At 48.4% G+C, this 25,345-nt stretch carries 24 protein-coding genes; 10 read left to right on the top strand and 14 right to left on the bottom strand.

Annotated features, from left to right (window positions below; translation table 11 throughout):
- Window positions 1–3 precede the first annotated feature (3 nt).
- Window positions 4–1,113 (top strand): NAD(P)/FAD-dependent oxidoreductase, encoded by a 1,110-nt coding sequence (locus IE181_RS13665; RefSeq protein WP_191253878.1) that lies wholly within the window; start codon window positions 4–6, stop codon window positions 1,111–1,113.
- Between the two features lie 48 nt (window positions 1,114–1,161).
- On the opposite strand, the gene IE181_RS13660 is transcribed toward IE181_RS13665, so the two are convergent.
- Window positions 1,162–2,007 carry a purine-nucleoside phosphorylase gene (locus IE181_RS13660; RefSeq protein ID WP_229819442.1) on the bottom strand — a complete coding sequence of 282 codons (846 nt, stop codon included), beginning with the start codon at window positions 2,005–2,007 and terminating at the stop codon, window positions 1,162–1,164.
- An 8-nt stretch (window positions 2,008–2,015) separates the two neighbouring features.
- Entirely contained in the window at window positions 2,016–2,570 is a 555-nt protein-coding gene (locus IE181_RS13655) for a phosphoribosyltransferase (protein WP_191253876.1), read from the bottom strand.
- A 138-nt stretch (window positions 2,571–2,708) separates the two neighbouring features.
- Between IE181_RS13655 and deoA the strand changes: the two genes are divergently transcribed.
- The 3 genes from deoA to IE181_RS13640 all read left to right on the top strand — a co-directional run bounded on the left by deoA (window position 2,709) and on the right by IE181_RS13640 (window position 5,897).
- Window positions 2,709–4,058 carry a thymidine phosphorylase gene (gene deoA / locus IE181_RS13650; protein WP_191253874.1) on the top strand — a complete coding sequence of 450 codons (1,350 nt, stop codon included), beginning with the start codon at window positions 2,709–2,711 and terminating at the stop codon, window positions 4,056–4,058.
- A complete protein-coding gene (locus IE181_RS13645; RefSeq protein ID WP_191253872.1) occupies window positions 4,051–5,271 on the top strand; it encodes a phosphopentomutase in 1,221 nt (406 codons plus the stop codon). Before deoA ends, IE181_RS13645 begins: the two co-directional genes overlap by 8 nt.
- Window positions 5,272–5,387: 116 nt before the next feature.
- Window positions 5,388–5,897, top strand: a complete 510-nt coding sequence (locus IE181_RS13640; RefSeq protein WP_191253870.1) for a PAS domain-containing protein — start codon at window positions 5,388–5,390, stop codon at window positions 5,895–5,897.
- On the opposite strand, the gene IE181_RS13635 is transcribed toward IE181_RS13640, so the two are convergent.
- The 4 genes from IE181_RS13635 to IE181_RS13620 form a co-directional block, all read right to left on the bottom strand.
- The gene (locus tag IE181_RS13635) at window positions 5,888–7,198 is read right to left on the bottom strand and encodes a spinster family MFS transporter (RefSeq protein ID WP_191253868.1); all 1,311 of its coding nucleotides are present in this window, start codon (window positions 7,196–7,198) and stop codon (window positions 5,888–5,890) included. The genes IE181_RS13640 and IE181_RS13635 overlap by 10 nt on opposite strands.
- Window positions 7,199–7,341: 143 nt before the next feature.
- The gene (locus IE181_RS13630) at window positions 7,342–8,571 is read right to left on the bottom strand and encodes a dipeptidase (protein ID WP_191253866.1); all 1,230 of its coding nucleotides are present in this window, start codon (window positions 8,569–8,571) and stop codon (window positions 7,342–7,344) included.
- Between the two features lie 96 nt (window positions 8,572–8,667).
- Window positions 8,668–10,506, bottom strand: coding sequence for a ferrous iron transporter B (gene feoB / locus IE181_RS13625; protein WP_191253864.1), 1,839 nt, complete (start codon window positions 10,504–10,506; stop codon window positions 8,668–8,670).
- Window positions 10,503–10,763, bottom strand: a complete 261-nt coding sequence (locus tag IE181_RS13620; RefSeq protein WP_191253862.1) for a FeoA family protein — start codon at window positions 10,761–10,763, stop codon at window positions 10,503–10,505. Before IE181_RS13620 ends, feoB begins: the two co-directional genes overlap by 4 nt.
- 149 nt (window positions 10,764–10,912) lie before the next feature.
- On the opposite strand from IE181_RS13620, the gene IE181_RS13615 reads away from it, so the two are divergent.
- The gene (locus IE181_RS13615) at window positions 10,913–12,175 is read left to right on the top strand and encodes an NAD(P)/FAD-dependent oxidoreductase (protein ID WP_191253860.1); all 1,263 of its coding nucleotides are present in this window, start codon (window positions 10,913–10,915) and stop codon (window positions 12,173–12,175) included.
- A gap of 10 nt (window positions 12,176–12,185) precedes the next feature.
- Here the strand turns inward: IE181_RS13615 and IE181_RS13610 are convergent, their stop codons facing one another.
- Both IE181_RS13610 and IE181_RS13605 read right to left on the bottom strand, forming a co-directional pair.
- A complete protein-coding gene (locus tag IE181_RS13610) occupies window positions 12,186–12,635 on the bottom strand; it encodes a Dps family protein (protein ID WP_191253858.1) in 450 nt (149 codons plus the stop codon).
- A gap of 109 nt (window positions 12,636–12,744) precedes the next feature.
- A complete protein-coding gene (locus tag IE181_RS13605; RefSeq protein WP_191253856.1) occupies window positions 12,745–13,407 on the bottom strand; it encodes an SdpI family protein in 663 nt (220 codons plus the stop codon).
- Window positions 13,408–13,738: 331 nt separating this feature from the next.
- Here IE181_RS13605 and IE181_RS13600 point away from each other — a divergent pair, with 331 nt between their 5' ends.
- Together IE181_RS13600 and IE181_RS13595 are read left to right on the top strand one after the other, a co-directional pair.
- On the top strand, window positions 13,739–15,052 hold the full coding sequence (locus IE181_RS13600) for an amidohydrolase (RefSeq protein ID WP_229819440.1): 1,314 nt from the start codon (window positions 13,739–13,741) through the stop codon (window positions 15,050–15,052).
- 14 nt (window positions 15,053–15,066) lie between these two features.
- Window positions 15,067–16,494: an amidohydrolase gene (locus IE181_RS13595; RefSeq protein ID WP_191253852.1), complete on the top strand. Its 1,428-nt coding sequence runs from the start codon at window positions 15,067–15,069 to the stop codon at window positions 16,492–16,494.
- Between the two features lie 84 nt (window positions 16,495–16,578).
- Here the strand turns inward: IE181_RS13595 and IE181_RS13590 are convergent, their stop codons facing one another.
- The 4 genes from IE181_RS13590 to IE181_RS13575 form a co-directional block, all read right to left on the bottom strand.
- The gene (locus IE181_RS13590) at window positions 16,579–18,228 is read right to left on the bottom strand and encodes a DUF885 family protein (protein WP_191253850.1); all 1,650 of its coding nucleotides are present in this window, start codon (window positions 18,226–18,228) and stop codon (window positions 16,579–16,581) included.
- A gap of 43 nt (window positions 18,229–18,271) precedes the next feature.
- Window positions 18,272–19,363 carry a serine hydrolase domain-containing protein gene (locus IE181_RS13585; protein WP_191253848.1) on the bottom strand — a complete coding sequence of 364 codons (1,092 nt, stop codon included), beginning with the start codon at window positions 19,361–19,363 and terminating at the stop codon, window positions 18,272–18,274.
- Window positions 19,364–19,438: 75 nt separating this feature from the next.
- Window positions 19,439–20,761, bottom strand: a complete 1,323-nt coding sequence (locus IE181_RS13580) for a DUF8689 domain-containing protein (RefSeq protein ID WP_191253846.1) — start codon at window positions 20,759–20,761, stop codon at window positions 19,439–19,441.
- Between the two features lie 115 nt (window positions 20,762–20,876).
- On the bottom strand, window positions 20,877–21,395 hold the full coding sequence (locus IE181_RS13575) for a GNAT family N-acetyltransferase (protein WP_191253844.1): 519 nt from the start codon (window positions 21,393–21,395) through the stop codon (window positions 20,877–20,879).
- 114 nt (window positions 21,396–21,509) lie between these two features.
- Here IE181_RS13575 and IE181_RS13570 point away from each other — a divergent pair, with 114 nt between their 5' ends.
- From IE181_RS13570 to IE181_RS13560, 3 genes are all read left to right on the top strand, one after another.
- The gene (locus IE181_RS13570; RefSeq protein WP_191253842.1) at window positions 21,510–22,052 is read left to right on the top strand and encodes a pyridoxamine 5'-phosphate oxidase family protein; all 543 of its coding nucleotides are present in this window, start codon (window positions 21,510–21,512) and stop codon (window positions 22,050–22,052) included.
- A gap of 48 nt (window positions 22,053–22,100) precedes the next feature.
- Complete coding sequence (locus IE181_RS13565; protein WP_191253840.1) at window positions 22,101–22,541, top strand: MAPEG family protein; 441 nt, start codon at window positions 22,101–22,103, stop codon at window positions 22,539–22,541.
- 68 nt (window positions 22,542–22,609) lie between these two features.
- Complete coding sequence (locus tag IE181_RS13560; protein ID WP_191253838.1) at window positions 22,610–23,116, top strand: putative signal transducing protein; 507 nt, start codon at window positions 22,610–22,612, stop codon at window positions 23,114–23,116.
- Window positions 23,117–23,186: 70 nt separating this feature from the next.
- Here IE181_RS13560 and IE181_RS13555 read toward each other — a convergent pair whose 3' ends face one another.
- Both IE181_RS13555 and IE181_RS13550 read right to left on the bottom strand, forming a co-directional pair.
- Entirely contained in the window at window positions 23,187–24,548 is a 1,362-nt protein-coding gene (locus IE181_RS13555) for a glutamate--cysteine ligase (protein ID WP_191253836.1), read from the bottom strand.
- Window positions 24,549–24,695: 147 nt separating this feature from the next.
- Window positions 24,696–25,244: a cysteine dioxygenase family protein gene (locus tag IE181_RS13550; protein WP_191253834.1), complete on the bottom strand. Its 549-nt coding sequence runs from the start codon at window positions 25,242–25,244 to the stop codon at window positions 24,696–24,698.
- Window positions 25,245–25,345 lie beyond the last annotated feature (101 nt).

The following is a 25,345-nucleotide window of genomic DNA, read 5'->3' as shown; positions in this document are numbered from 1 at the left end:
TCGATGGAACAGGCAGATGCATTGGTAATAGGCGCAGGGGCTGTTGGTCTGGCCGTTGCCAAGCATCTGGCTGAAGCTGGCCGTGAAGTTATTGTGCTGGAAGCAGAAGATGCGATTGGTACACAAACCAGTAGCCGCAATTCGGAAGTAATTCATGCAGGGTTTTATTACGGAACAGACACGCTGAAAGCCAAGCTGTGTGTTCGGGGTAAAGAACTGTTGTACGAATACTGTGATAGTCGCGGCATAGCCTATAATCGCTGCGGCAAGATTGTGACGGCAACGACCGATGCGCAAATCCCCAAGCTTGAAGACTATATCAGACAAGGACAGATGAACGGTGTTGACGACCTGCGCCTTATGACGCCAGAGGAGGTTCGTACCTTGGAACCTGAAGTCTTCTGCAAGAAAGGATTGTGGTCGCCGTCTACCGGAATAGTTGACAGTCATGCATACATGCTGGCCCTTGAGGGGGACCTGACCAACCGGGGCGGCGTTGTTGCGTTGGAAAGCCGTGTCACGGGGCTCGATGTTTCACACCAACGAGCGGGTAGCGGCGATTTGATTGTGCAGGTGGATGACTTGAAGCTCGCTGCCAAAACAGTTGTAAATTGTGCAGGTCTTTACGCCCCAGATGTTGCCAGAAAGACCAAGGGGCTAAGTCCAGATCATGTGCCTACGCCTTACTATGCAATTGGACATTATTATGTGCTGTCGGGTAAGGCGCCGTTCTCCCGGTTGATCTACCCTATCGCAACGGGGCTCGGACTTGGTATTCATGTCTCCGTCGATATGGGAGGACAGTGTAAATTCGGCCCCGATGCCAGATGGATCGAGGGTGTGGATTATCATTTTGATGACAGCCGGCGTGATGAATTTGTCCGGTCAATCAAAGCATATTATCCTGGTTTGGATGAAAGTCGCCTGCATAAAGGCTACACAGGTATTCGACCTAAAATTGGGAAGCCGGAAGACGGGTATCTGGATTTTGTTATCAACGGGGAACAAGTGCACGGAATAAAAGGACTGGTTAACCTTTACGGCATTGACAGTCCTGGCCTGACGTCTAGCCTGGCTATCGGGGAATATGTTGCAAACATGTTAACGCAGTAGAAACATGTCTGTATCTACTGCGGGATGGTTGAAAAACAGGTGGGGGTATTAACCGACTTTGTTGATAAAGGCAGTTAATAGTTTAGCCAGATTGACGGCTGCGATGGCGCCAAACTCCATAACTTCTTCATGGTTCAACTCTTCGGGCATAATGCCTGCGCCGTAATTTGTCATTGTGGAAATGCCGCAAATCCTAAGACCGCAATGATGCCCCGCTAAGGCTTCCGGAATTGTGGACATGCCAACAGCACCCCCGCCAAGGGTTTGCCACATCTTAATTTCTGCAGGAGTTTCAAAGTTTGGGCCGCGCATGCCGACATACACACCCTCGAACAGGTTGATGTCCAGGCCCTTGGCACAAGCACGCAACGTATCGTTATGTTTTGGGTCCCAGCAATAGGTCATGTCCTTGAAGCGAGGACCAAACCGATCATCATTGGGGCCAACAAGTGGGTTCAGGCCCATATTGTTGATATGGTCTGTAATCAGCATAAGATTTCCCGGACCTGCCTCAGGGTTCAGGCTGCCTGCAGCATTTGTAAGAATGAGCGTTTCAATGCCGATTGCCCACATAACGCGGGTGGCGAATGCAAGCTTTTGTTCGCTTTGTCCTTCATAGCCGTGAACACGCCCCTGAAGGAAGGCGACAGGCGTGCCGCCAAGCTTGCCGAGGTGTAGAACACCCGAATGGCCTTCCACTGTTGGGGTCGGGAAGTTTGGTAAGCCATGGTAGGGAAACCGAACAGCGTCAGTCAGTTCATCTGCCATCTGATTAAGACCTGAGCCTAGAACCAGAGCGACTTTGGGCATTTCACCCGCATAATTAGCTTTGATGAAAGCGGCGCAGTCCATCACTTCTTCATAGGTAGCGTTTAGTGTAGCGTCCGTGCTCATATCATCTCCTATAAATCAAGTTCTGGCAGGTCGAGGCCTTTATGCTCTTTAATTTCGGCCCGTGATAAGTCTTTCAGTTCGTGCGGGAAGACTAACCAGTCATCTGTCTCGTGACAATAAAAGTCAGGCACAAGGTTGGTCGCATTTCTCGCTGGCTTGTAATAAACCGTTGCGATTTTGATGACTTCCGGTGTGTTTCGGCGACATTTTGCTTTCAGCTCACGTACAATCGCTTCGATTGACCGGCCACTGTCAAAGACATCATCCACAATCAGAAGGCTGTCTTCTGCATTAATATTGTTGATGATATATTCAAGGCCGTGAACCTTAACTTCTTTTTGTTGCTCCATGCCGATATAACTTGAAGTACGGATCGCGATATGATCGGTATCAACGCCGTAGTAATCCAGAATTTCCTGTACTGCGATCCCTGTTGGGGTGCCGCCGCGCCAAACACCAACAATAAATTTTGGCTTGAAGTCGCTTTTCAGGATTTTCAAGCCAAGCTCAAAACTATCGGCAAGAAGATCCTGAGCTGTCACATAGTTTTTCTGGACAGTCATAAAAGATGAATCCTTTGATTGGTAATTTCAGAGTTAGGCACCATATACCGTCAGGAAGGCGATTTGTCATCTTTTGATCGCTTTTCAGCGCTATATTTTTCGCCTATGCTGCACGAAGTATTAATATAAGGGGACTTTATGCTCGACTATCTTCCACAGGAAATTATAGCCCGTAAAAGGGACGGAAATGCACTAACGGCGAAAGAGTTGGAGGCATTTGTGGCGGGTATTACATCCGGGGATGTAGTTGATGCACAAATCGCGGCATTTACCATGGCTGTGTTCCTGAACGGTATGACACCGGAGGAGGGAGCAACCCTGACCCGAGCCATGACGAATTCTGGTCGTGTTATCGACTGGACACGCATTGGTTTGGAGCCGGGTGCTCCTATTGTTGATAAACATTCCACCGGTGGTGTCGGAGATAAAGTAAGCCTGATGCTGGCACCGATTGTGGCGGCATGCGGCGCCTTCGTGCCTATGATCTCCGGGCGCGGCCTTGGCCATACTGGCGGTACACTCGATAAGCTCGAGAGCATACCTGGCTATAAGACAACCCCTTCGATCGAGGCATTCGAGACCTGTGTGAAAATGGTCGGCACGGCCATTATTGGTCAGACCAGTGAATTGGCGCCAGCAGATCGCCGCGTATATAGCGTGCGTGATGTAACCGGTACTGTTGAATCCGTTCCGCTGATCACCGCGTCAATTCTGTCCAAGAAACTTGCAGCAGGTTTAAACGGCCTAGTAATGGATGTTAAGGTCGGTAACGGCGCGTTTATGCAGTCGATGGATAACGCGAGGAAACTTTCCAGGTCGATTGTGAATGTTGCGTCGGCAGCAGGGTTGAAGACAACAGCCATCATTACAGATATGAATGAAGTTCTTGGCCGCACAGCAGGAAACGCAATTGAAGTACTGGAAGCGGTAGAATTTTTAGTATCTCCTGATAAGGCGGATGGTCAATTGCTTGAGATCACACTTGTCCTTGCTGCAGAAATGTTGGCCCTTGGCAGTATAGTAAAAAACCGCACAGAAGGCTATAAAATGGCAAGGGAGTGTCTGTTCTCTGGTCGTGCTGCTGATAAGTTTGCGCAAATGGTGCATGCTTTGGATGGTCCATCTGACTTGATGGAAAACCCTGATAGATATTTAAAGCTGGCGCCCGTTCGCATGGAGGTTCTGGCACCACATGACGGCTACATCACTGCGATGCAGACGCGCGATATAGGCATGTTGATTGTTGCAATGGGCGGTGGCAGAACCCGACCTGAAGATTCGGTTGATCATTCTGTTGGTATTGATCATCTCGTTAACCGTGGCTGTAAGGTTGGTAAAGGGGATAGATTGTGTACAATCTACGCCAAAACAGAAGATATGGCAGAGCATTGCCGGGATAAACTTCTGTCCTTTATTGCGGTTGAGGACACACCGGTTGAGCCGCCTGCATCGGTCCGGGAAATTATTGAAGGAGATAGCAATGGCTAGGGCCTTTATACTGGTGCTTGATAGTTTTGGTCTGGGGGCAACCCCTGACGCGGCTGATTTTGGTGATGTTGGTGCAGACACATTTGGCAGTATTGCAAGGTGGTGTGCTGATGGTGGCGAAAGTGAGAAACGCCCCGCCAGCGGCCCCCTTAACATTCCCAATATGGTCACGCTTGGCCTGGGAAAGGCATCAGAACTGGCAACGGGACATGCACCGGCTGGTATTGTCTCTCCACTGGAAACAGAAGGGCTGTACGGCGTTTGTAAGGAACTGTCCAAAGGGAAAGATACACCGTCAGGTCACTGGGAAATTGCTGGTGTGCCGGTACTATTTGACTGGGGATATTTTCCGACTACGCCGCCAAGTTTCCCAGAAGATCTCTTGAATGCTCTGATTGAGAGGTGTGATTTGCCGGGGGTGCTTGGCAATAAGCACGCCTCTGGAACTGTTATTTTGGAAGAATTAGGCGATGAACATATCGAAACAGGCAAGCCTATTGTCTATACGTCCGCTGATAGCGTGTTTCAGATAGCAGCACACGAAGAAACCTTTGGGTTGGAGCGCTTGTATCATGTGTGCGACGTAGCGCGGGAATTGGTTGATGCCTATAATATTGGACGGGTAATTGCCCGTCCGTTTGTAGGGCAAAATGGTGTCTTTGAAAGGACGGGCAATCGTCGCGATCTGGCAACACCGCCGCCATCGAAGACCCTTTTGGATATGTTGAAAGATGCCGGACGTGAGGTTATTTCTATCGGGAAAATTGCTGATATTTTTGCCCATCAGGGGTTGACGCAAAAAATTAAAGCAACTGGCAATATGGCGCTGTTTGACGAAACCTTGCATGCAGCAGACACGGCGCCAGACGGGGCGTTGATTTTTACAAATTTTGTGGATTTTGATCAGTCGTTTGGTCATCGCCGTGATGTGCCAGGTTATGCCAACGCACTTGAAGAATTTGACGCACGGCTTCCGGAACTGCAGGCGAAGCTTCAGGCTGGAGACTTGGTTATTCTGACGGCGGACCACGGGTGTGATCCTACGTGGCCAGGGAGTGATCATACACGGGAACATATTCCCTTTATCGCGTTTGGGCCTGGTATTGCAGGGGGGTCAATTGGCGTTCGCGAATCATTTGCAGATATAGGGCAAACGGTTGCCAGGCATCTGAACATCGCACCATTGGAAGTTGGTCATTCTGCACTGCAATAAAATTTTGTTTTTTTATAGTCAACTATATAATTAATGCCGAATTAAGTATCTATTCATTTGATGTGAAACTTCTTCATCTTTACTGTGTATACAGTTTTAATGGAGTAGTTTTGAGTATGTTTTTTGAATTTGATGGTCCTGACACAGTTGATCATCCAGAATTAAAACGGTTTGTCTCTGACCTTGAAAAACACAAGGCTGGTGAGTATTTGACTGTTCGTGAAATGCAGCGACGGGGAATGATCTCTTATTCGGATCGCATTCTTCTGTTCGCGTGGGATAAAGAGTTTGAAGACTTCCGTTGTAGCTTCTGGGGTTCACGGTTGACCAGTATTTTTGGTGTTGAGCTGACCGGCAAATATTTAGCGCAAATCCGTTTAAATCAGGAGGATATGAAGCAGCGTTTTACAGACTTGTATTCGACAGTGTTTGCAGACCGTAAATGTGTTCGCAACAGGACTATGCTACCGGTTACAAACACATGCAAGACTTCAGTTGGTTCCATCAGCTGGGAGCAGGTGTCTGTGCCAATATCAAAACCGGATGGTTCAGATTATGGTGTTCTGTCTTACTTTGCCTTCAAGAACCAACCCGCCACACGCATGCGCGCCTGGAGCTATTTTTGACCAGCCTCCAGGTCCGCATTAAGGTTTTTACCGGCCTTGTAAAATAGAAAGACCTTCACCAACGCAATCATAACAGTGATTGTCAGGGCTTCTCGTAGGCTTTCGTTGCCGGTGATTTCGCGAATGATATCGCTAAGGGCGCCGACTACGACGGGTCCAAGCCCAAGGCCGATCAAGTTTAGTATGAAGAATAAAACTGCGGATGCCATGGCGCGCATGACTGGGCCAGACAGTCTGTGCGACATGGCAATTGCAGGCGCCAAGTATGTTGCAGACAAGACCAACTGGAAAAACGCCAGCGCAATCATCAGCGTGCTGTTATCTGTATTATAGGCAAAGACGCCAACAGGTATTGCCAGACCACCGGTTATAGCCGGGAACCACATATACCACCGCACATCATATTTCGACAGTCGGTCAGCAGCCCAGCCGCCCAGAAATGTTCCAATCATGCCGGCCAGCCCGTTTGTTGCGGACAGAATGAAGCCTACTTCCGTAGGCGAAAATCCATGGTAGCGTATCATGAAGGAAGGCATGAAGTTACCCACGCCGTAGCTGACAAATGCGGACATAGCGCAGCCAAAGGCAAAATAGGGGAAAGATTTTAGGGTCATCAGGAATTTCAGTGTTTGAAGGAAGGATGGCCTTTCCTTCAGTGCTACGCCCTCGTCAAATTGACCACGGATAGGTTCCTTGATAGCAAAGCGCACAACGATGGCCAGTAATACGCCAGGAATACCTACCAGGAAAAAGGTCATTCTCCAGCCATAGACATCACTGAAATATCCACCGATCAGATATCCCAGTAAAACTCCAAGGTAGAGGCCCGAGGAATAGATGGCCAAGGCTGTTGCCCGTTTTTCCGGGGGATACATGTCTGAAATCATTGAATGTGATGGGGGGCTGCCGCCGGCTTCTCCGATGCCCACCCCGATACGGGCTAGGACAAGCTGCCAATAGTTCTGAACAAGTCCTGAAATGGCGGTCATGCTACTCCAGACAGCTAGGGCAGTTGCGACGATATTACGTCTGTTAGCACGGTCAGCATATCGGGCGATGGGTAGGCCCGCAGTGACGTAGAAAATCGCAAAGGAGAAACCACTAAGGATACCAAGCTGGGTATCTGATAATCCAAGGTCAACTTTGATGGCTTCTTGCATGATGACCAGTATTTGACGGTCAATGAAATTGAAAGCGTACACAATAGTCAGAATAAAAAGTGCAACTTTAATTTGCCTTTGTGATGCGCCGCCTGAAGGAGCTGTGCCTTCAGGAGTAGACTCGTTACGTATATCCGTCATATAACCTTCCCATAAACTTCCCAATTACAAGACTAGATGCAATTCGCCGGTTGGCAAGTAAAAAGCAGACATGAGACGGTGTAAAAAAAGCCCTGACCAGATAAAGCCGGTCAGGGCGATGTTTCTAAATTCTATAGTCAGTCTTAGTTTGCAGCAGCATACTCTTCAACCTGACGCCAAACACGGAACAGGTTGCCAGACAGAATTTTCTTGATGTCCTCTTCGCTGTAACCACGATCAAGAAGACCTTCAACGAGTGTTGGATAGCTTGTTACGTCTTTAAGGCCTGTTGGCAGACTGTCACCCACCCCGTCATAGTCAGAACCAAGTCCAACTGCATCAATGCCGCCCAATTTAACCGCATGATCGATATGATCCAGCACATCAGACAAGTCTGCATAAGGATATGGGGATGTCTCAGCGTATGCTTTCATGAACTCTTGTTTAAGCTCAGGTGTGTCGGTCAGATTGTTTGCAGCGATATGATCTTCATATGCCTTGGCCATTTTAGGGCGGTATGTATTGGCTTCTTCAGTAAGGAAGCTAGAACCATAGTTGATCATGATAACACCGCCAGCTTCTGCAAGCGCCTTGATCATGTCATCATTCATGTTTCGCTCAAACCCAGGTGTAAAGTGGCGAGCAGAGGAGTGCGAAGCGATCGGTGGTACTTTGGTTGCTTTCAGCGCAGCCCAGAATGCTTCGTCACTGACATGACTGATATCAACCATGATGCCCACTTGGTTCATTCGCTCAATCGCCTGGACGCCAAACTCAGACAAGCCGTTCCATTTGCGTGTTTCGTCATAGCTACTGTCGGAAATATGGTTGGCTTTACCGTGTGTCAGGGTGATGTAGCGGATGCCGCGCTCGTAGAAATAGTCAATATTTTCGAGCTTACCCATGATAGGAGAGCCGTTTTCCATGCCAAGCGGCAAAGCAATCACACCGTCTGCAAAGGCTTGTTCAACTTCTGCAACTGATCTGGTGATACGGTATTTATCCGGTGCGCTTTCGACGATCTTTTCTACAATATTGATCATCTCATCAGCGTGTTTTTTTGCTTCTTCTGTGCCGTCAAATTTAGCTGGGGTATAGATCGACATAAAAGGTGCATTCAGACCACCCGCTACGGCGCGAGGGTAATCAAAGTCGCCAGTTTCAGTTGCCTTGCTAACATCTTCCCAGCCGTCTGCCAGGCGGTACGGCACGTCAATGTGGCCATCAACAATGATAGTTGACTGCGCGATTTCCTTCGCGACTTCTGCATTGGATACTGTTGCAGGAGCAGGATTATCTGCTGGCTTTTCTTCGGCCTGCTGGCTGCAGGCTGCAATAGCTACAAAAGAAACTGCGGCTAATAACTTTTTCATGAATGTGTCCCCCTCAATAATGGCTTAAAATAACGTCGGTTATCTTGGCTAAACCAAAGAGGGGGGCGAGGGCAAGCGTTAAGTTGCCCTCAATGGTTATAATATAGCACTTGCTATGTGATAAGTAAGGAAACTGCTCAAATAGGCAAGCCCAAACAAGTATGCGACCATGAAGGCTGTCCATTTGCGACTATTTGTTTCCCTGCGTACGACAGCGATTGTAGAAAGGCACTGTGGCGCAAAAATAAACCATGCGAGGAAGGATAGGGCAGTTGGTAATGACCAGGCACCGTTTAGCATAGATACAAGACTACCCGCCACCACATCTTCACTTCCCTGCAGGGAGTAAACCGTTCCAAGTGCAGCAACAGCGATTTCACGCGCAGCCATACCCGGCAGCAATGCTATGGATATTTCCCAGTTAAAGCCGATTGGCGCAAAGATTGGTTCAAGCCATCCGCCAATGATGCCTACCATAGAGTAAACGATGGCTGGTTCTGTTGCATCTGCTGGTGGGGCCGGGAATGTAGACAGTACCCATAAAATCACCATGGCACCCATAATCATGGTACCTGCGCGGCGCAAGAAGATGCGTGACCGTTCATACAGTCCAATTCCAACATACCGCCAGTTAGGAACCTGATATTTCGGTAGCTCCATCATAAAGGTGGGCGGGGTGCTTTTGGTCAGACTTCTTTTCAACACAAAGGCAATAATCAGGGCAGATAGAATGCCGGCAAGATACAGAATAAACATGACAAAGCCCTGCAAACCGATGGTCCCACCGAAAATAGTGGTGTTCGGAATGAAGGCAGCAATGATCAATGTATAAACCGGTAGTCGTGCAGAGCAGGTCATCAGTGGTGCAATCAAAATAGTCGTCAGCCGGTCACTAGGGTCGGCAATCGCACGGGCAGACATGATCCCGGGAATGGCACAGGCAAAGCTGGAAATAAGCGGAATGAATGCCCTGCCATTTAGGCCTACACGGGACATGATACGGTCCATCAGGAAAGCGGCCCGTACCATATAACCACTTGATTCCAGTACTAGAATGAAGGCGAAGAGGATCAAGATTTGTGGCAGGAATATAATGACGCTGCCAACACCGGCGATCAGGCCATCTGATAGAAAACTTGCCAGCAAACCGTCTGACATGTTTTCTGCGATCATATCCTGCAGCGAGCCGAAGAAACCATCAATCATATCCATGGGGGCTTCTGCCCAAGAGAAAACTGCCTGGAATATGAGGAAAAGAAGACCGAAAAGGATTAGTGGACCAACAAACATATTCAGGAAGACTGTATCCAGAACGCGGGTCGCTTTGTGGCCGATACCTTCACTTAACGTGACTTCATTTTTAATATCACGCGCCCTGTTCTGGCGGGAACGAACATCTTCGGGTTCTTTTGCGTCTAGCTTGGGTAGCTTAACAGCTTCAAGGAGCTTTTCCCTTATCTCGTCCAGGCCTTTTTTGCGGACAGCAACTGTTTCAACAACCGGAATACCCAGAATTTGTTCCAGTTTCAGGCGATCGATATTGATTTTTTCTCTGACTGCCAGATCGGTCATGTTAAGTGCAAGAACCATGGGGAACCCAAGGTCTTTTAATTCCAGCACGAACCGTAAATGTTGAGACAGGTTTGTCGCATCAACGACACATAGAATAGCGCGAGGCAGGTCTTCTGCTTCAAGCTCTCCCATCAAGGTTGCACGGGTAATCTCTTCATCCGGGCTTCTTGGTGTCAGAGAGTATGTACCTGGTAGGTCAAGAAGTTCGACCGTTGACATTCCAAGAAGAGATCCGCTTCGGCGTTCAACTGTGGCACCGGGATAGTTGGCAACTTTTTGTCGAAGTCCCGTTAAACTGTTAAAAAGAGCGGATTTTCCGCAGTTAGGGTTACCTACTACAGCTACTTTAACAGGGTGGTTCATACAGGTGTCACCATTACAATATTCGCTTCTTTACGTCTAAGCGCAACTGTCATTGGGCCAATGCCGATTGCAATTGGGTCACGCCCAAACGGGCTTTCGTGAAGAACAGATACGTCCAGCCCTTCAGCGAAACCAAGTTCGCGCAGTGCAGTATCCAGATTTTCATCTGTTTCCAAAAGTGCAGCAACAATCGCTTTTTGGCCACGAGGGAGTTGACCCAGTGGAATAGTTACCGCAGTCTTGATGTCATCAGCCATGGTTTTACTCTCAAGATGTTCTTGCGAATTATTCGCAACTTAAGATGCTCTTAGCATGGAAAAATGAGGACAGCAAGGGGGTGATACAAATGGTCACAGAAATTTCAATACCTGTTTATCGGGAAGCAGGTTGATACGGGGAGAGGGCCATGGGGGCAGAATATCCTAAAAGTCTTTATGCTGAAACGGCTTTAGCTATTGCTGGCTATACTGCTCTTGAAGGTAATGCTGATACGGATGTCTGTGTGATTGGTGCGGGTATTACAGGGTTGATGGCAGCTATTACACTTCTTGAAGCAGGCAAACATGTAGTTGTGTTGGAGAAGAACAGAGTAGGATGGGGCGCTTCTGGACGAAATGGGGGGCAGCTGATCCGGGGCTTTCCTGGGCAGGAGCGGTTTGCAAAAGATCCATTATGGGATGATGCTTGTATCTGGGCTGGTCATGACTTGCTGCGTCAACGGATTAAAAAGTATGACATCCAGTGTGATTTTGTCGGTGGCTGGATGGAGTTGGCTAAAACAGCGCGCCAGCAAAAGGCACTATATAAACAGTATCAATTTTTATCAGAGGCATATCCGGATCGCGGATGGTCGTATGTAGACGCTGACAGGGTGCAAGAGGAAACCGGTTCCTCGGAATTTAAAGCAGGCCTGCTTAGTCACAGCGATGCACATCTACATCCCTTGAAACTGTGTCAGGAATTGGCACGCGTTGTCAGGGAACTCGGAGGCCAAATTTTTGAGCACACTGAGGTGAGTGCGTTCTCAGAAGGTCCTTCATCAGTCACGATAAAGACGTCAACAGGTTCAGTAGAGGCCGGGCAGTTGGTCGTAGCTGCAAATGTTTTCAATGTTTTGCCAATGTTGGGGCTGCAGGGGCAGGCAATGGCGTCCGGTAGCTATATAATTGCAACAGATCCTGTTTCGGATGATCTTCGGGCAACGCTGCATAAGGGGAGTTATGCCCTGTGTAATATGGATACCGTGTGTGACTATTTCCGTGTCTCTGCCGATAACAGGGTGATATTCGGTGGACGTGTGAATTATTCTGGCCGTAAACCCGCCTCAATTAAAAAAGAACTGCGCCCCAGAATGCTGCGGGTCTGGCCGCAATTAGCAGATGTTGAGATCAGCCATGAATGGGGGGGGCGTTTGGGGGTTCCTCTCGCACAGACACCCCTTGCAGGGCAGGTGTCTGACCATGTTTGGTATGCGTGTGGCTATACTGGTCACGGTGTAAATACAGGGACGCTCTTGGGAACCGCTGTCGCCAGCGCAATTGTGGCGGGCGACAGGATGTTTGATTTGTTCTCCAGATACAAAGGGTGGCGGTTGCCACTGCCTGAATGTGTTGTACAAAATACAATTGCACTTGCGGCGTTTTACTTTGTGCTCCGGGACAGGTTGTAGATACCGTACCTTAGTCTTCCAGCATCGCTTTAAGCATCCAGACACTTTTTTCGTGTACAGCAAGCCGGTCTGTCAGGAGACCCTGCGTTACTTCGTCATTGGCGTCTGCTGCGGCATTCAGGGCATCATTCAGATGACCAATCAGGGTGTTTTGTCCTGCAACCAGGCTTTTGATCATATCTCTGGCCGATGCGTCCTCTGAGCAGTCTTCTATAGAGCCAAGCGACATGTAAGCTTGCATATTGCCGGGCGCTTTAGCACCAAGCGTTCTGATGCGTTCGGCAATCTCGTCAATGGCAGGTGCTAATTCTGTATACTGCCCTTCGGTCAGCAAGTGCACGGGCTGAAACAGGGGGCCGGTTACATTCCAATGCACATTCTGCGTCAGAACATACAGTTGCACAGATTCCGCAAGTACGGTTTTAAGGGGATTAATTACTGCTGTGTTCTGCATAGTCATAGTTTGCTCTCCCTGTTGTTGGGTGTTTCGTTTCAACGCCTCAGACTATGCCAAACGCGTACCCTTTAATCCAATGGAGTTACTTAACCTCAGTAATCGATAAATTCGATTATTTGCCCAGAGGTGTTTTGTGAATGCGCCAACTGTATATTGCAGGGGAAATACCAGCCAGAAGACAGGCAAAGAGCGTAAAGCGTATAGCAATACTCTCAGGTACCAAAGGAATGGTAATGATCAGGATTAGAGCCGTAACTGTGAAGACAGCCCTTGCAAAGGTATGTGTTTTTTGCCAGTTTTTATCATTATTTACTGTCCATGGCAGGCGAATGCCCATCACATGATTTAGGGGTAAGTTAACCAGCATATTACCCACGAACAGGAGCATTAAAGCCACACCCATTAGGATGGTTTTCAATCCAAACAGACTATGTCCCATAGCTTGTGAAATCAGCAAAACCTGAAGGAAAAGCAGTAAGGCCATTATCGGCGTCAGGATTTTCTTAATCGCATTTTTCGATTGATCCCTGGTTTCGGAAGTGCGGGCGATCAAGGCGGCAGCACCAATGATACCGCTGATTAACAGACCTAATCCCGGCATGATAAATAACGCGCCCGGGGTGGTGGCGAACATGTCTATCTCACCAGAAAAGTTCCAGTGAACAGGTAGGGGGGTGTTTGGCGGAAGTAAAAGAGCGCCAATGAGCCCGATCAGGAAAGTGAGGCCAATAAAACTGAGCGCCAGTCTGTTATCTTTCGTAAATTGATGCATCATCCGCCCTTTGTGGTCGAGTCGTGCCCGTGAAGAGAAGAACACAACTTATTGTAAGATATACATAATAGAACGTTATTTCGACAGGAAATTCGTTTATGGCGTTGCGTCAGCGTTTACTGAGATTAGTTTAATTCTGTACTGGGGGTATTCCAAAAAAATCGAAGGAATTTGAGGTTCATAACCGTATTTTATAACAGGATAACTTGAAAAATCAGCTAATGTCGCGCATTAAAATGTGCAAAAGTGGGGTAGATTGCCTTGCGAATACACAAGCAGTAGGTCTAGTCTGCTCGCAACCAATCTTATGTTTATTACGGTTAAGGGGATTTTTATGCAGTTTCTTCGTGCTCTCGCTTTCGGGGCATCCTTGACAGCGATTTCTTACGGAGCGGTGTCCGCTTCTGATGCCTGGCAAGATAAAGTCGATGCAGCAACCAAACAGGTCATGCCAACAGTAGTTGAGCTACGGCATCATTTTCATGCTAACCCGGAGCTTGGGAACCGGGAGTTTAAGACATCTGCGAAAATTGCAGAACATCTGAAATCATTGGGAATAGAGGTAGAGACAGGTGTCGCGCATACTGGCATCGTCGGGACACTGAAGGGCGGTAAACCCGGTTCCGTTGTCGCGCTTAGGGCTGATATAGACGGCCTGCCTGTACAAGAAAAAACCGGGCTACCCTTTGCCAGCAAAGTTACAACCATGTGGCAGGGCGTTGAAACCGGTGTGATGCACGCCTGTGGTCATGATGCTCATATTTCAATCCTGCTTGGCGTTGCCGAAGTGCTCGCTGGTATGCGTGATGAGATACCCGGTACAGTGAAATTCTTCTTCCAGCCTGCCGAAGAAGGCGCGCCTGAAGGGGAAGAAGGGGGTGCCGAACTTATGATCAAGGAAGGTGTTCTGGACGGCGCAGATGCACCGAAAGCAATCTTCGGGCTTCATGTGTTTCCTGGCCCTCCTGGTGTGATTAGTTATAAGCCGGAAGGCTTCCTCGCCGCGGCTGACAGTCTCTATATCAAAATCAAAGGTGTGCAGACCCATGGTTCCATGCCGTGGGGCGGTGTTGATCCAATCGCGGTATCTGCGCAGGTGGTAAACGGTCTGCAGACGATCGTTAGTCGTCAGGTGGATATTTCAACGGCGCCGGCCGTAGTGACGGTTGGATCCATCAACGGTGGTAATCGCGGCAATATTATTCCAGAAGATGTAACCATGACTGGAACCATCCGTACATTTGATATGGCGATGCGGGATGATATCCATATGCGGATTAAGCGTACTGCCGAGAAAATTGCAGAAAGTTATGGTGCAGAAGCCGAGGTCGTGATCACTAAAGGGTATCCTGTTACCGTAAATGATCCGGCGTTGACTGCTGACATGGCACCAATACTTGATCGTTCGTCTGCGGGCGGAAAAGCCTATGTGGTCAAGCCTGTGATGGGCGCGGAAGATTTTTCATTCTTCCAGCAAAAAATACCAGGTCTGTTCTTTGGTCTGGGCGTATCCAAAGCAAACGCAACACGGGCTGATATGGCACCAAACCATTCACCGTATTTTTATGTTAACGATGATGCACTGCCATCCGGGGTGAAGGCGCTTAGCTCACTTGCCCTTGATTGGCTGCACAAGAATTCAGAGTAAAGGGGAATATATTTATGACAATTAAATCAAAAATTTTAAAAGCAACCGCGCTGGCAGGTGTTCTTCTGTCATCGCCTGCATTCAGTGATGATGTACTGGATCATATGGATGGTAGCTATGACCGCATTGAAAACCTGGCAAGCAAGCTGTGGGACTATGCTGAAGTAGGGTATCAGGAAAATAAAAGCACGAAGTTGATGCAGGATATCCTGAAGGCAGAAGGTTTCAAGGTTGAAGCTGGCGTTGCTGGCATTCCAACTGCGTTTGTTGCAAGTTACGGCTCTGGCGGTCCTGTTATCGGTATTCTGGCCGAAATGGATGCACTGCCTGGTATAAACCAGGACGCTGTACCACACCGTCAGCCAATCGAAGGTAAAGGTGCCGGTCAGGCATGTGGTCATAACCTGTTTGGTGCGGGGTCCGTCGAAGCAGCAATTGCTGTGAAAAAGTGGCTCGCGTCTTCTGGCCAGAAAGGCACAATTCGCCTGTATGGTACGCCTGCCGAAGAAGGTGGCAGTGGTAAAGTTTACATGGTTCGTGAAGGTCTGTTGAAAGATGTAGACTTTGCAATCCATTGGCATGCCAGCAGCGCAAACTCCGCAGCAGCAGCAACTACGCTTGCAAACCGTTCTGCAAAGTTCCGCTTTAAAGGTGTTTCGGCACACGCAGCCGGTGCGCCAGAAAAAGCACGTTCTGCACTGGACGGCGTTGAAGCGATGAATAATATGGTGAATATGATGCGTGAACACGTTCCGCAGGAAACGCGTATTCACTATGTCATCACAAAGGGTGGTTTTGCACCAAACGTCGTGCCGGATGCTGCCGAAGTATTCTACTATGTGCGTCATCCAAAGTCTCTTGAAGTTAAGAACATCTGGGAGCGTGTTGAAAATGCTGCACGCGGCGCAGCAACAGGTACTGGCACAGAAGTTGAGTGGGAAATCATTCACGGAAACCACCCTGTAGTAGTGAACGAAGCACTGCAAAAAATGGCTGATGCGAAGATGCGTCAGGTTGGCGGCGTAACCTATACGAAAGAAGAGCAGGAGTTTGCCGAGGCGATCTACAAGACGCTGAACGCACCTAACCTTTCCTTGGGTAGTGAAAGCCAGCAACAGCCATACCGCCTAACAAGTACGTTCGGTTCAACTGATGTGGGTGATGTTTCTATCGCTGTCCCAACTGTTGGTATTTCAACTGCTACATGGGTGCCTGGCACACCAGCTCACAGCTGGCAGGCAGTTGCGGCAAGCGGAATGTCCATTGGGTATAAGGGCACTGACAACGCGGCCAAGTCCATGGCACTGATTGCACAGGAGCTATTCACAAACCCTGAACTGCGTGCAGCAGCAAAAGCGGAGCATAAAGAAAAAGTTGGTGACGACTTTGTTTATGAAGCTCTGCTGGGTGACCGTAAGCCACCACTTGATTACCGTAAGTAATCAATTCGTTTCTAGAGAATTGAAAAGCCACCGACCAGATGGTCGGTGGCTTTTTCTATGATTGGTTGTGTAGTGTTATAGGTATTAGCGTGCCTGCATCATCATTTGGATTTCATTATCTTTGCCGGTCATTTGCCATCTACCCAAAGCAATTGGAATGCCGCCAATGGCATTCAGTTCGTCAAAGAAGTCACGCAGCACAAACGGTTTTCCCTGTTCTTCACACTGCTTTGCATAATCTGCCATTGCGCGTTCCAGCAAATATTTGCCTGTAATGTAGCTTGTGCCGTATCCTGGTTGCCGCAGATAGAGATGTTGTTCAAATATCAATAGCTCTTTTTCTGTTTTCATCCAGCCACGTGGTGTCCAGTCCATGTGGATTTTACCAGCATCTTCCATGGTCATTTCATTGGCATGCGCATAAAGCGATCCAAGGCCGCGTGCAGCGCGCTGGGCCAGCATAATCCAGACAATTTCCCGACTTCTGGGGTTGTTGTCATACAGACCTGCATGCATGAAAATTTCTTCGACTGCGGTTGCTGTGCCTTCGTTCCGACTGTCAAAAATGTTATAAAGCATCGGACCACGCCGCATTGGATTAGGGTGGGGGTCATGGTCCATTCTGGCCAGTTCAAACCAGTGATAAAAATGCGAGAATAATGGCAGAGGGTCGAGGTGCGAACCGATATAGAAGAAGTTTCTGGTTTCAGCCGGGACATATTCCCCAAGATGCGCTTCAAGCGCAGGACGGAAATACTCTTCAACCGTTACCACTTCTCCCTTGTCAAGGAAGGTCAGAAGGGTATTCGCGGCATCTTGTGCCAGTTTATTGTATTCCTCTGCATTCGCAGCGGGCTGTAATGCAGGCAGGTGACGATTGCGGTGTTCTTCCAGCTTCAAGGATGACCATGCACGGTCCAGTTCCCGCTTTAGAAGCCGAAATTCATCTTCCCACGTAAGGGGGACCAAGTGCACATTCTGCTGATACCAGGTGTAGTTATCTTTGCCTATGCCTGACGGGCCGGTTTTGCTATCTGCTTGTGACCGTAACCAGTCTGCCAGGTCGGTCGTAGCATCTATCGCTGCATTCAGTGCGGTCATCAGGGGGGGAGACGCAGTGGTTTCAATGTCTTGCCGCAGACCATTCAGCACTGATGCCTGTGTGTCAATATCCCGGATGCCAGCGATCCATAACTCCCGTGCATTGCCGACCAAATTTTGTTTGGCTTGTGCATATAGGGGGGGGATGACCTTAAGGTCACTGATTAACCGGTCTTCTTCAGATTTTGAAAGAGGAAAGTTATATGTCCAAAGCTCTGTCAGGGCATGGTGACTGGGGCCTTCGTGCGCTGGGACATCGCTTTTATATGTCCAGACCGATTTATAAAATGCCGGGTCGCGTGCCCAGGGTTTCAAAACTCTGTGGTTAAAATCATAGCCGCTTAATTCAGCTCGTAAGATGTGCCAGTCTACACGCTGTTCAGTAGTCCAGTCTGATGTGTCCAGATTGTTCAGTTTGTTAATATATGTTTGCAGTTCTTTGTGGCGCCGATCGAATGTCTCTGCCCGGTAGTCCGGTGCACCTTCAAACTGCGGGGGGACTTCAAAACTACGCCATTCCTGGAACAGTTCCTGCAGCTTTGCATAGTCGTCCGCCGATACTGGCAACGATGAGATTAGAAAAATTGCAGCTACTTTAATAAAGCGCCGCATCAGAGGTTTAAGGTTCGCCATATGAAAGGGTCCTTGTTTGTTGCTGCTGCGACGCTGTGAGTTTCTAGTCCGTTAAGCGCGCCGCGACGAGTTTATCTACTATGCTCATGAATGCGTCCCACGTGACGCGTACCTGTTCATACTCTTCAGGGGTTTTATACGGTATTGCCTTGGTTTTATGGCTGATGACCATGCCCAGTTCGGGGAAGACAGCAATATACTGGCCAAAATGGCCCCTGCCGGCATAGGCGCCTTTAAAACCATCCGGGCTGGTGTCATCATCGAAAACCCACCACATATAGCCGTATTCCAGCCCTGTTTCCCGGGTGGGCAGCGGGTTCATTTCCTCATTAGGTGTGATAGAGGATACAGATTCAGCAACCCAGTCTGCCGGTATCAGTTGTTTGTCATCCCAGCGTCCCTCCATCAGCATCAAGTGCCCAAACCGGGCAAGGTCCCTGGCTGACAGGTGCATGTGATAGGCAAGGTGCTGTGACTTTTCCGGATCGCCTGACTTTTCATGATCAGCAAGGGTGAAGTCCTGAAAGCCCAGGGGCAGAGCAATCTGTGTGTTTAAATCCTCAAAAATGCCTTTGCCGGTGGATTGTTCGAAAATGGTGCCAGATGCATTGAAATCCCAATTGTTATAAAGGAAGTAGGTGCCGGGTTCTTTTGAACCGCGTTCTGGTGCGTCTGCTATGCTATCACCGCCATTCGCCGCAGGATGATAAATGCCCGATCGTGCACTGATCAGGTCGCGAACGGTGGCCTTTTTTTCAATCTCGAGTAATCCGCCAACGTCATCAATTCCAAGCTCAGCAAGGGTACTTTCCAGATTAATTGTTCCGTCTTTGACATACTTACCGTACATAATCGCGAGAATACTTTTTCGAACACTGGCAATATAGCCAACCTCGGTGACATCTCCGTATGTATAGACGGATCTACCATCAACACTGACATGCAGACTTTGTGTGTTCAGTGTTTTCAGATGGGCATCAAGGTCCGCAAGTTCAGGCCTGCTGAAGCCAAGAATAGCAGGATCGCTGATGGCTTCCCATTCCTGCCCAGGAAAGGTTGGGGCAGGCGGTTCTGATGGCGTGCATGCGGTTAGTAGCACAACGAGTGCGGTAGATAACGAAGTAACTTTAAACATAAAAATATCCCCATAGAATTTTGAAAAGACTACGGGGATAAACGTTAATGTTCAAGTACTTCTGAGCGGCTACCCTTAGCTCATACCAACCTGTCCGACATAACTACTATCCTGTACGTACAGGTTCCTGAGCGCGTCTTCTACATAGCGCTTGGAAAAAGATAGCATTTCGCCTTCATATTTGCAGGCGGCTTTGATCTGGTCGACAATAAACTTCGGCTGATATGCTGCCAGCGGTTTCCCAGCGACTTCTGTAATCTGGGAGACAGTATAATCGAAAATCTCGTCAGTCAGATCTAACCCTTCTTTAGAGGCAACATAGTCGAAGATTGCTCTGAAAGCTTCAGGGGATGGGTCTTTGGTCTCTAGCTTGTAGGGAATACGGCGCAGAAATGCCGGGTCCATCAAATCATCAGGCGAAAGGTTGGTTGAAAAGATAACAAGTTCATCAAACGGTATCTGGAAAGATTTTCCACTGTGTAGTTTCAGATAGTCAACCCGGCTTTGTAGCGGTACAATCCAGCGGTTCAGCAGTTCTTCCGGGCTAACCATCTGGCGGCCAAAGTCATCAATTATGAAGGTGCCATTCAGCGCCTTGATATGCAGGGGGGCTTCATAGAATTTGCTGATTTCATTGAATTTCAAATCAAGCATTTCCATGTTCAGCTCACCACCAGTGATGATCACGGGGCGTTTACAGGCAACAAATCTTTCATCCTTACGGGACCGGATCACCGCGCGGCGTTCAATACCGTCCCAGTCATGCGCCATGGCCTCATGCACAGAGGGGTCGTAGACCTTGATGATCGCACCGTTCACTTCAATTGCGTAGGGGATATAGACATGGGATTCGTATATTTTGGCCACTTTTTCAGCAACGGTGGTTTTACCATTACCCGCAGGGCCATAAATCAGGATACTCATGCCTGAGTTGACAGCAGGGCCCAAGCGTTTTTTAAATTCATCAGGCACGACAATGTCAGAGAAAGATTCGTCAATGTCTTCCGGAGCCACGCGCTCATCTCCGATCGCCTGCGCGCGTACTTGCGCCTGGAATGTGGCAAGCGGAACCGGAGCAGGGCCAAAATATTGACTTTGTGTGAGAGCCTCTGATGCGAAGGATTTGCCGCTCCTGGTCAACGTATAGCGTAGGTTTCCAAAACCACCGCTGGCACCTGTTGCACCAGACATGCCGGCTGCTTCAATATACTGTTTGGTAATCAGGTCCTGAAGAATATCGCCAATGATTTTCGAGGGCAGTTTTATTTCTTCTGTTAATTGGTTGGTGGTCTCTAAATTTTCAACAAACATTCCTTTAACAACCAGTTGCTGCAATAGAACTGGATCAAGACCGGTTGCTTCAATGGAGCTGGGACCAAGTGGTTCGTATGAAATCATCAGGTTTGCCTCTGTAGATTAATCGGTGAATGCCTGTTGTGTAACCCCCGCAGGCACATCAAGCCTATACGCTAGACCAAGGAAGTTAACGGATGGTAATATAGTCCATAAAAATTTAGGTGCCAACACCAACTGTTTTACTGCGCCGTTCCAGTAACAGGTTGTCCCGCCAGACATTTTTTAAGGGACCATAGGCCATTAATCCCATTTTTTCCCGAACACCAACGGTACGAAATCCGCACGCGTGATGTAGTTTGACGGATGCTGTGTTTTCGGGGAATACGCCGGCAACAATAGTCCAGAAGCCATTTTCTTCTGAAGCTTTTACTGCTTCGTTGATCAGGGCTTTGCCAACGCCCTGACCGCGAGCACTTTTGCTAATATAAATGCTGATTTCTGCAATCCCACTGTAGCAGCACCGGTCACTTGTTGGCCACATGCATACCCAGCCACAAACCTCTCCTGTGTCTGAGACGGCAACAAACTGGCTCCAGTCGTAACTATCATTTTCCCAGACAGATCGCTCTTTCGGCTGTGCATCGAAAGTTGCATGTCCGGTCTCTATACCTTCCTGATTGATGCGTTTGACAAACTCCCAGTCAAGACTGGAATAAGGGCGAATGGTAAAGGCCATAGAATAATCCTTGAATATAGCCGTACAAAAATGAATAGCTTTTATAGAACAGTGAATGTCATGTTTGTTTAATTTTATGCTAACAATCTGAATTCACCAAAAGGAGATTATCCGGTGGCGACTTTTTATGATCATATTACCGAAAAACAGGCAGAATTTATCACGCGTCAGCCTATGTTTTTCACTGCTACGGCCTGCAAAGAGGGCCGGATAAACCTTAGTCCAAAGGGTATGGATAGTTTTCGGGTTCTCAACAAGAATGAATGTGCTTATCTGGACTTATCAGGAAGCGGTAATGAAACCGCAGCGCACCTAAAACATGACGGGCGCATTACCCTGATGTTTAATAGCTATGACAGAAATCCTTTGATTTTACGGTTATACGGCCATGGGCGTGCGGTGCAGCGGGGACAGGACGAGTTTGAAAGCCTACTGGCTCTGTTTCCGTCTTATGCGGGAACACGTCAGATAATTGTGATCAAGGTAGACAGCACTCAGGACAGTTGTGGATTTGCGGTACCCGTCATGGACTTGGTTGAGACGCGCCAGACACTTGTCAAATTTTCAGAGAGTAAGGGCGAAGACGGTATGGTCGAATATCGTCAGCAAAAAAATAAAATCAGTATTGATGGGCTTGATACAGGTCTTTTGGATTAGACGAAACTAATAGAAATAGCCTGATTAAGGCTCTGAGGGAGAAGGTTAATGCTAAACTCTATAACGGTTGATACGGGCCTTGTGGGCCCCATGCTGGCGCAGATTGGGCTGACATTTGCGGTTTTTTTGTTTCTTTTTACAAAGAGGCTCCCTTTGTTTATGAAAAAAGGTCTCGTTCCTGGAAACCCTAATAAACCTGGGGTTATGGACTCGCTGCCAGACGCAACCAGATTTCCATCGGATAACTTTAAAAACCTGGCAGAGGTACCGATCCTGTTTTATGCAGTTTGTTTGGTTGCTACGGTAGCGGGTTTGGTTGATGACAGTTTGGTAGCCCTTGCGTGGGTTTTTGTTGCCTTTCGAGTACTGCATAGCTTTATTCAGTGCACGTATAACAAAGTTGTGCACAGATTTTCAGTATTCTTCATTAGCTCAATTGCGCTATTGGTGATGTGGATTCGTCTTGTATGGCTATATACTGGTTCATAATGAATGCGGGCGCAGGCAAGTCAGTTTGCTCCCCACTGCCAGTAAAGTGACACGAAAAGGTAACAGTGATGGCAGCAGACCCAGAAGAGCTTGTGATTGTTCGTAGTAATCTGTCATCACATGATGCACACTTGCTGAAGGGCTTGCTTGAAAGTAACGAAATCTCGGCCTTTTTATCCAACGAGAATATGGGGACGCTGCAGTACGGAGTTGCGACCGATTTGCTGGTGCGGTTGAAAGACCGTCACATTGCACAAACGGTTTTGGCTAATGTTGTTACATTGCATAATACGCCGTCATCTGATCCTGTAGCGCCGGAGGAAGACGCTTTTTGCAGAACATGCGGATCAAGTCATGTGCATCCCTTTGTTGGCGAAATACCGTCCCTTATCCCCGGCATTCGGTATGATGCCAGCGAGGCAGGGGAATGGATGCATTGTCTGCAGTGTGACGCCTATTACCGTCGGAAACGGTCAAGGTTTTCTTCAATGCCTGTTGGGTTACTTTGGGGGCTTACCCTATCAGGGTTCACCATATTTCTATTATGGTTTTTAAACTGGCTACGCTGGCTTTGATTGAGCCTGCTTATCAGTATATTTCTTGAAAGCCACAGAGATTTACCCCTGTGGCTTTTTAGATTGTGCCTTAGTATTTATAATCTGAGTACAGAAACTCTGTAGAGCCTGTTTCTCGGTACTTTTCGATCAGAAGGTCGGCAGGTGTTAGGCCGCTTTCTGCACTTTCCCAAAGGGCGGTCAGGAAGCCTTGCTCTGTTTCCCCACTAGACGAAAGCTTCGCCCGGGCTTTCAATCCTTGATCAGCAATCTTGAGGGCTTCTGCTGCCAGGTCTTTGAATGTTTTACTGCCTTGCCAGGTAGCTTCTAGTCCCAATTTAGGGGCTTCGAGGCGCATACGCTCCATGTCCGGCACTGTCCAGTTTTTAACCAGGTCCCACGCAGCAGACTGGGCATCTTTGTCATACAGAAGGCCAACCCAGAAGGCAGGGAGGGCGCACAGACGTGCCCAGGGTCCACCGTCGGCACCGCGCATTTCCATATATTTCTTCAGCCGTACTTCGGGGAATAGGGTGGTCAGATGATCTTCCCAATCTTCCATCGTCGGCAGTTCGCCTGGTAGGGCTGGCAGTTTACCAGCCATAAAGTCCCTGAATGACTGACCACTTGCGTCAATATATTGTCCATTCCTGCGAACAAAATACATGGGTACATCCAGCACATGATCAACATAGCGCTCAAATCCCATACCGTCTTCAAAGACGAAAGGCAGCATGCCACACCGGTCAGGATCAGTATCGGTCCAGACATGGCTTCTGCGGCTTTTAAAGCCGTTTAACTTTCCTTCCGTGAAAGGCGAGTTAGCGAACAAGGCAGTTGCGAGCGGCTGTAAGGCCAGACCGATCCTGAACTTTTCGATCATGTCTATCTCAGACTCGGTATCAATATTGACCTGAACGGTACAGGTGCGAAGCATCATATCAAGCCCAAGGCTGCCAACCTTGGGCATGTAAGCACGCATGATACCGTAGCGGGCCTTCGGCATCACAGGCACCTGACTGCGTTCCAGGTCAGGGTGAAACCCCAGCCCTAAAAATCCTATATTGAGTTCTTGGCCAACTTCACGGGCTTCTTTCAGATGCAGGCTGGTTTCATCACAGGTGTTGTGAATAGTAGAAAGAGCTGCGCCCGATAGTTCAAACTGCCCGCCGGGTTCCAGAGACAGAGACGCACCGTCACGGGTTGCAGCAATGATATTGCCATTTTCCAGAACAGGTTCCCATCCCTTGTCGGTGAAAGCCAGCAACACATCTTTAATGCCAGGCAGTTTGTCCGTGCCTTCATAAGACAGCGGTGCATGATCAGACAGGTGGAACACAAATTTTTCATGCTCTGCCCCGATTTTCCATGTGGACCGGTCCGGGCGTACACCCGAAGCCAGATGATCAACAAGTTGACCCTTGTTCTCGATAAGGATGGAATTGTCGGACATATACTCTTTCCCTGAGAGCCAAAACAGTATGTATTTAGGAATACACTGAAATCTCTCTTACGCTCTCAAGGCAAGTCGATCAAGTAATCAAAAGCGTTTCTCACGCTTAGTTGAATTGAGTAAATCTAATCTATAAAGATAGCTGGCCTAATACCAGACGTTTACGGACTGGTCTTCTTGTGCCAGATCAAGGCCGTAAATATGCAGTGTGGTGGCTGGCGTGTCACTATCGTTGAAAATACGATGAATACCCTCTGGATTTGGATTGACCGTCGCCACTACGCCGGGCGTGCCGGTTACCAGCCCGGTGGAATGCACAGATTTGGAATCACAGCAATAATCATAGGTTTCGCACTGTACTGTGCCAGACAGAACCCCGACGCATCCCCAGGCGTTGTGGCCGTGTATAGGGGTTTCTGCACCCGGGTACCATTTTAGGCCCAAGATGGAGAAACGGCCATTAGGGTCCGTATAGAGTACATTTCGGCTATAACCGTTTTCATTCACTGGTTCAGTACACAGCGCATCAATGTCAAGACCGGGGATTGCTACTTTCAAAGCATCGGCAACAGACGCGCGATGATCTTGCGTTGGGAGATGGTTCGTAAGCCAGGATGTGATAGTCGCCAGCTGGTCAATGCTAGTCGTGGGCTTTTGAGAATCTATGGTTAGGTTATGTGAACTACCATCGGGCATAATATTGAACCAAATTCCTAATTAGTGTTTGAATATTGGTATAATATACTTCCTTTAAGGTGAAAATTGTTTCTAAAATTACGGGCTGAATGACGATTTTC

Origin of the sequence: Kordiimonas sediminis (genome assembly GCF_014656395.1) — a bacterium.
Classification (GTDB): domain Bacteria; phylum Pseudomonadota; class Alphaproteobacteria; order Sphingomonadales; family Kordiimonadaceae; genus Kordiimonas_A; species Kordiimonas_A sediminis.
The sequence above is the reverse complement of the archived record's forward strand: the minus strand, read 5'-3'. Positions and strand labels throughout refer to the sequence as shown.

What these genes read in the sequence shown, in the direction of transcription:
- IE181_RS13665 (WP_191253878.1), top strand. Translation starts at nt 4, where the DNA reads ATGGAACAGGCAGATGCATTGGTAATAGGCGCAGGGGCTGTTGGTCTG.
- IE181_RS13660 (WP_229819442.1), bottom strand. Translation starts at nt 2,007, where the DNA reads ATGAGCACGGACGCTACACTAAACGCTACCTATGAAGAAGTGATGGAC.
- IE181_RS13655 (WP_191253876.1), bottom strand. Translation starts at nt 2,570, where the DNA reads ATGACTGTCCAGAAAAACTATGTGACAGCTCAGGATCTTCTTGCCGAT.
- deoA (WP_191253874.1), top strand. Translation starts at nt 2,709, where the DNA reads ATGCTCGACTATCTTCCACAGGAAATTATAGCCCGTAAAAGGGACGGA.
- IE181_RS13645 (WP_191253872.1), top strand. Translation starts at nt 4,051, where the DNA reads ATGGCTAGGGCCTTTATACTGGTGCTTGATAGTTTTGGTCTGGGGGCA.
- IE181_RS13640 (WP_191253870.1), top strand. Translation starts at nt 5,388, where the DNA reads ATGTTTTTTGAATTTGATGGTCCTGACACAGTTGATCATCCAGAATTA.
- IE181_RS13635 (WP_191253868.1), bottom strand. Translation starts at nt 7,198, where the DNA reads ATGACGGATATACGTAACGAGTCTACTCCTGAAGGCACAGCTCCTTCA.
- IE181_RS13630 (WP_191253866.1), bottom strand. Translation starts at nt 8,571, where the DNA reads ATGAAAAAGTTATTAGCCGCAGTTTCTTTTGTAGCTATTGCAGCCTGC.
- feoB (WP_191253864.1), bottom strand. Translation starts at nt 10,506, where the DNA reads ATGAACCACCCTGTTAAAGTAGCTGTAGTAGGTAACCCTAACTGCGGA.
- IE181_RS13620 (WP_191253862.1), bottom strand. Translation starts at nt 10,763, where the DNA reads ATGGCTGATGACATCAAGACTGCGGTAACTATTCCACTGGGTCAACTC.
- IE181_RS13615 (WP_191253860.1), top strand. Translation starts at nt 10,913, where the DNA reads ATGGGGGCAGAATATCCTAAAAGTCTTTATGCTGAAACGGCTTTAGCT.
- IE181_RS13610 (WP_191253858.1), bottom strand. Translation starts at nt 12,635, where the DNA reads ATGACTATGCAGAACACAGCAGTAATTAATCCCCTTAAAACCGTACTT.
- IE181_RS13605 (WP_191253856.1), bottom strand. Translation starts at nt 13,407, where the DNA reads ATGATGCATCAATTTACGAAAGATAACAGACTGGCGCTCAGTTTTATT.
- IE181_RS13600 (WP_229819440.1), top strand. Translation starts at nt 13,739, where the DNA reads ATGCAGTTTCTTCGTGCTCTCGCTTTCGGGGCATCCTTGACAGCGATT.
- IE181_RS13595 (WP_191253852.1), top strand. Translation starts at nt 15,067, where the DNA reads ATGACAATTAAATCAAAAATTTTAAAAGCAACCGCGCTGGCAGGTGTT.
- IE181_RS13590 (WP_191253850.1), bottom strand. Translation starts at nt 18,228, where the DNA reads ATGGCGAACCTTAAACCTCTGATGCGGCGCTTTATTAAAGTAGCTGCA.
- IE181_RS13585 (WP_191253848.1), bottom strand. Translation starts at nt 19,363, where the DNA reads ATGTTTAAAGTTACTTCGTTATCTACCGCACTCGTTGTGCTACTAACC.
- IE181_RS13580 (WP_191253846.1), bottom strand. Translation starts at nt 20,761, where the DNA reads ATGATTTCATACGAACCACTTGGTCCCAGCTCCATTGAAGCAACCGGT.
- IE181_RS13575 (WP_191253844.1), bottom strand. Translation starts at nt 21,395, where the DNA reads ATGGCCTTTACCATTCGCCCTTATTCCAGTCTTGACTGGGAGTTTGTC.
- IE181_RS13565 (WP_191253840.1), top strand. Translation starts at nt 22,101, where the DNA reads ATGCTAAACTCTATAACGGTTGATACGGGCCTTGTGGGCCCCATGCTG.
- IE181_RS13560 (WP_191253838.1), top strand. Translation starts at nt 22,610, where the DNA reads ATGGCAGCAGACCCAGAAGAGCTTGTGATTGTTCGTAGTAATCTGTCA.
- IE181_RS13555 (WP_191253836.1), bottom strand. Translation starts at nt 24,548, where the DNA reads ATGTCCGACAATTCCATCCTTATCGAGAACAAGGGTCAACTTGTTGAT.
- IE181_RS13550 (WP_191253834.1), bottom strand. Translation starts at nt 25,244, where the DNA reads ATGCCCGATGGTAGTTCACATAACCTAACCATAGATTCTCAAAAGCCC.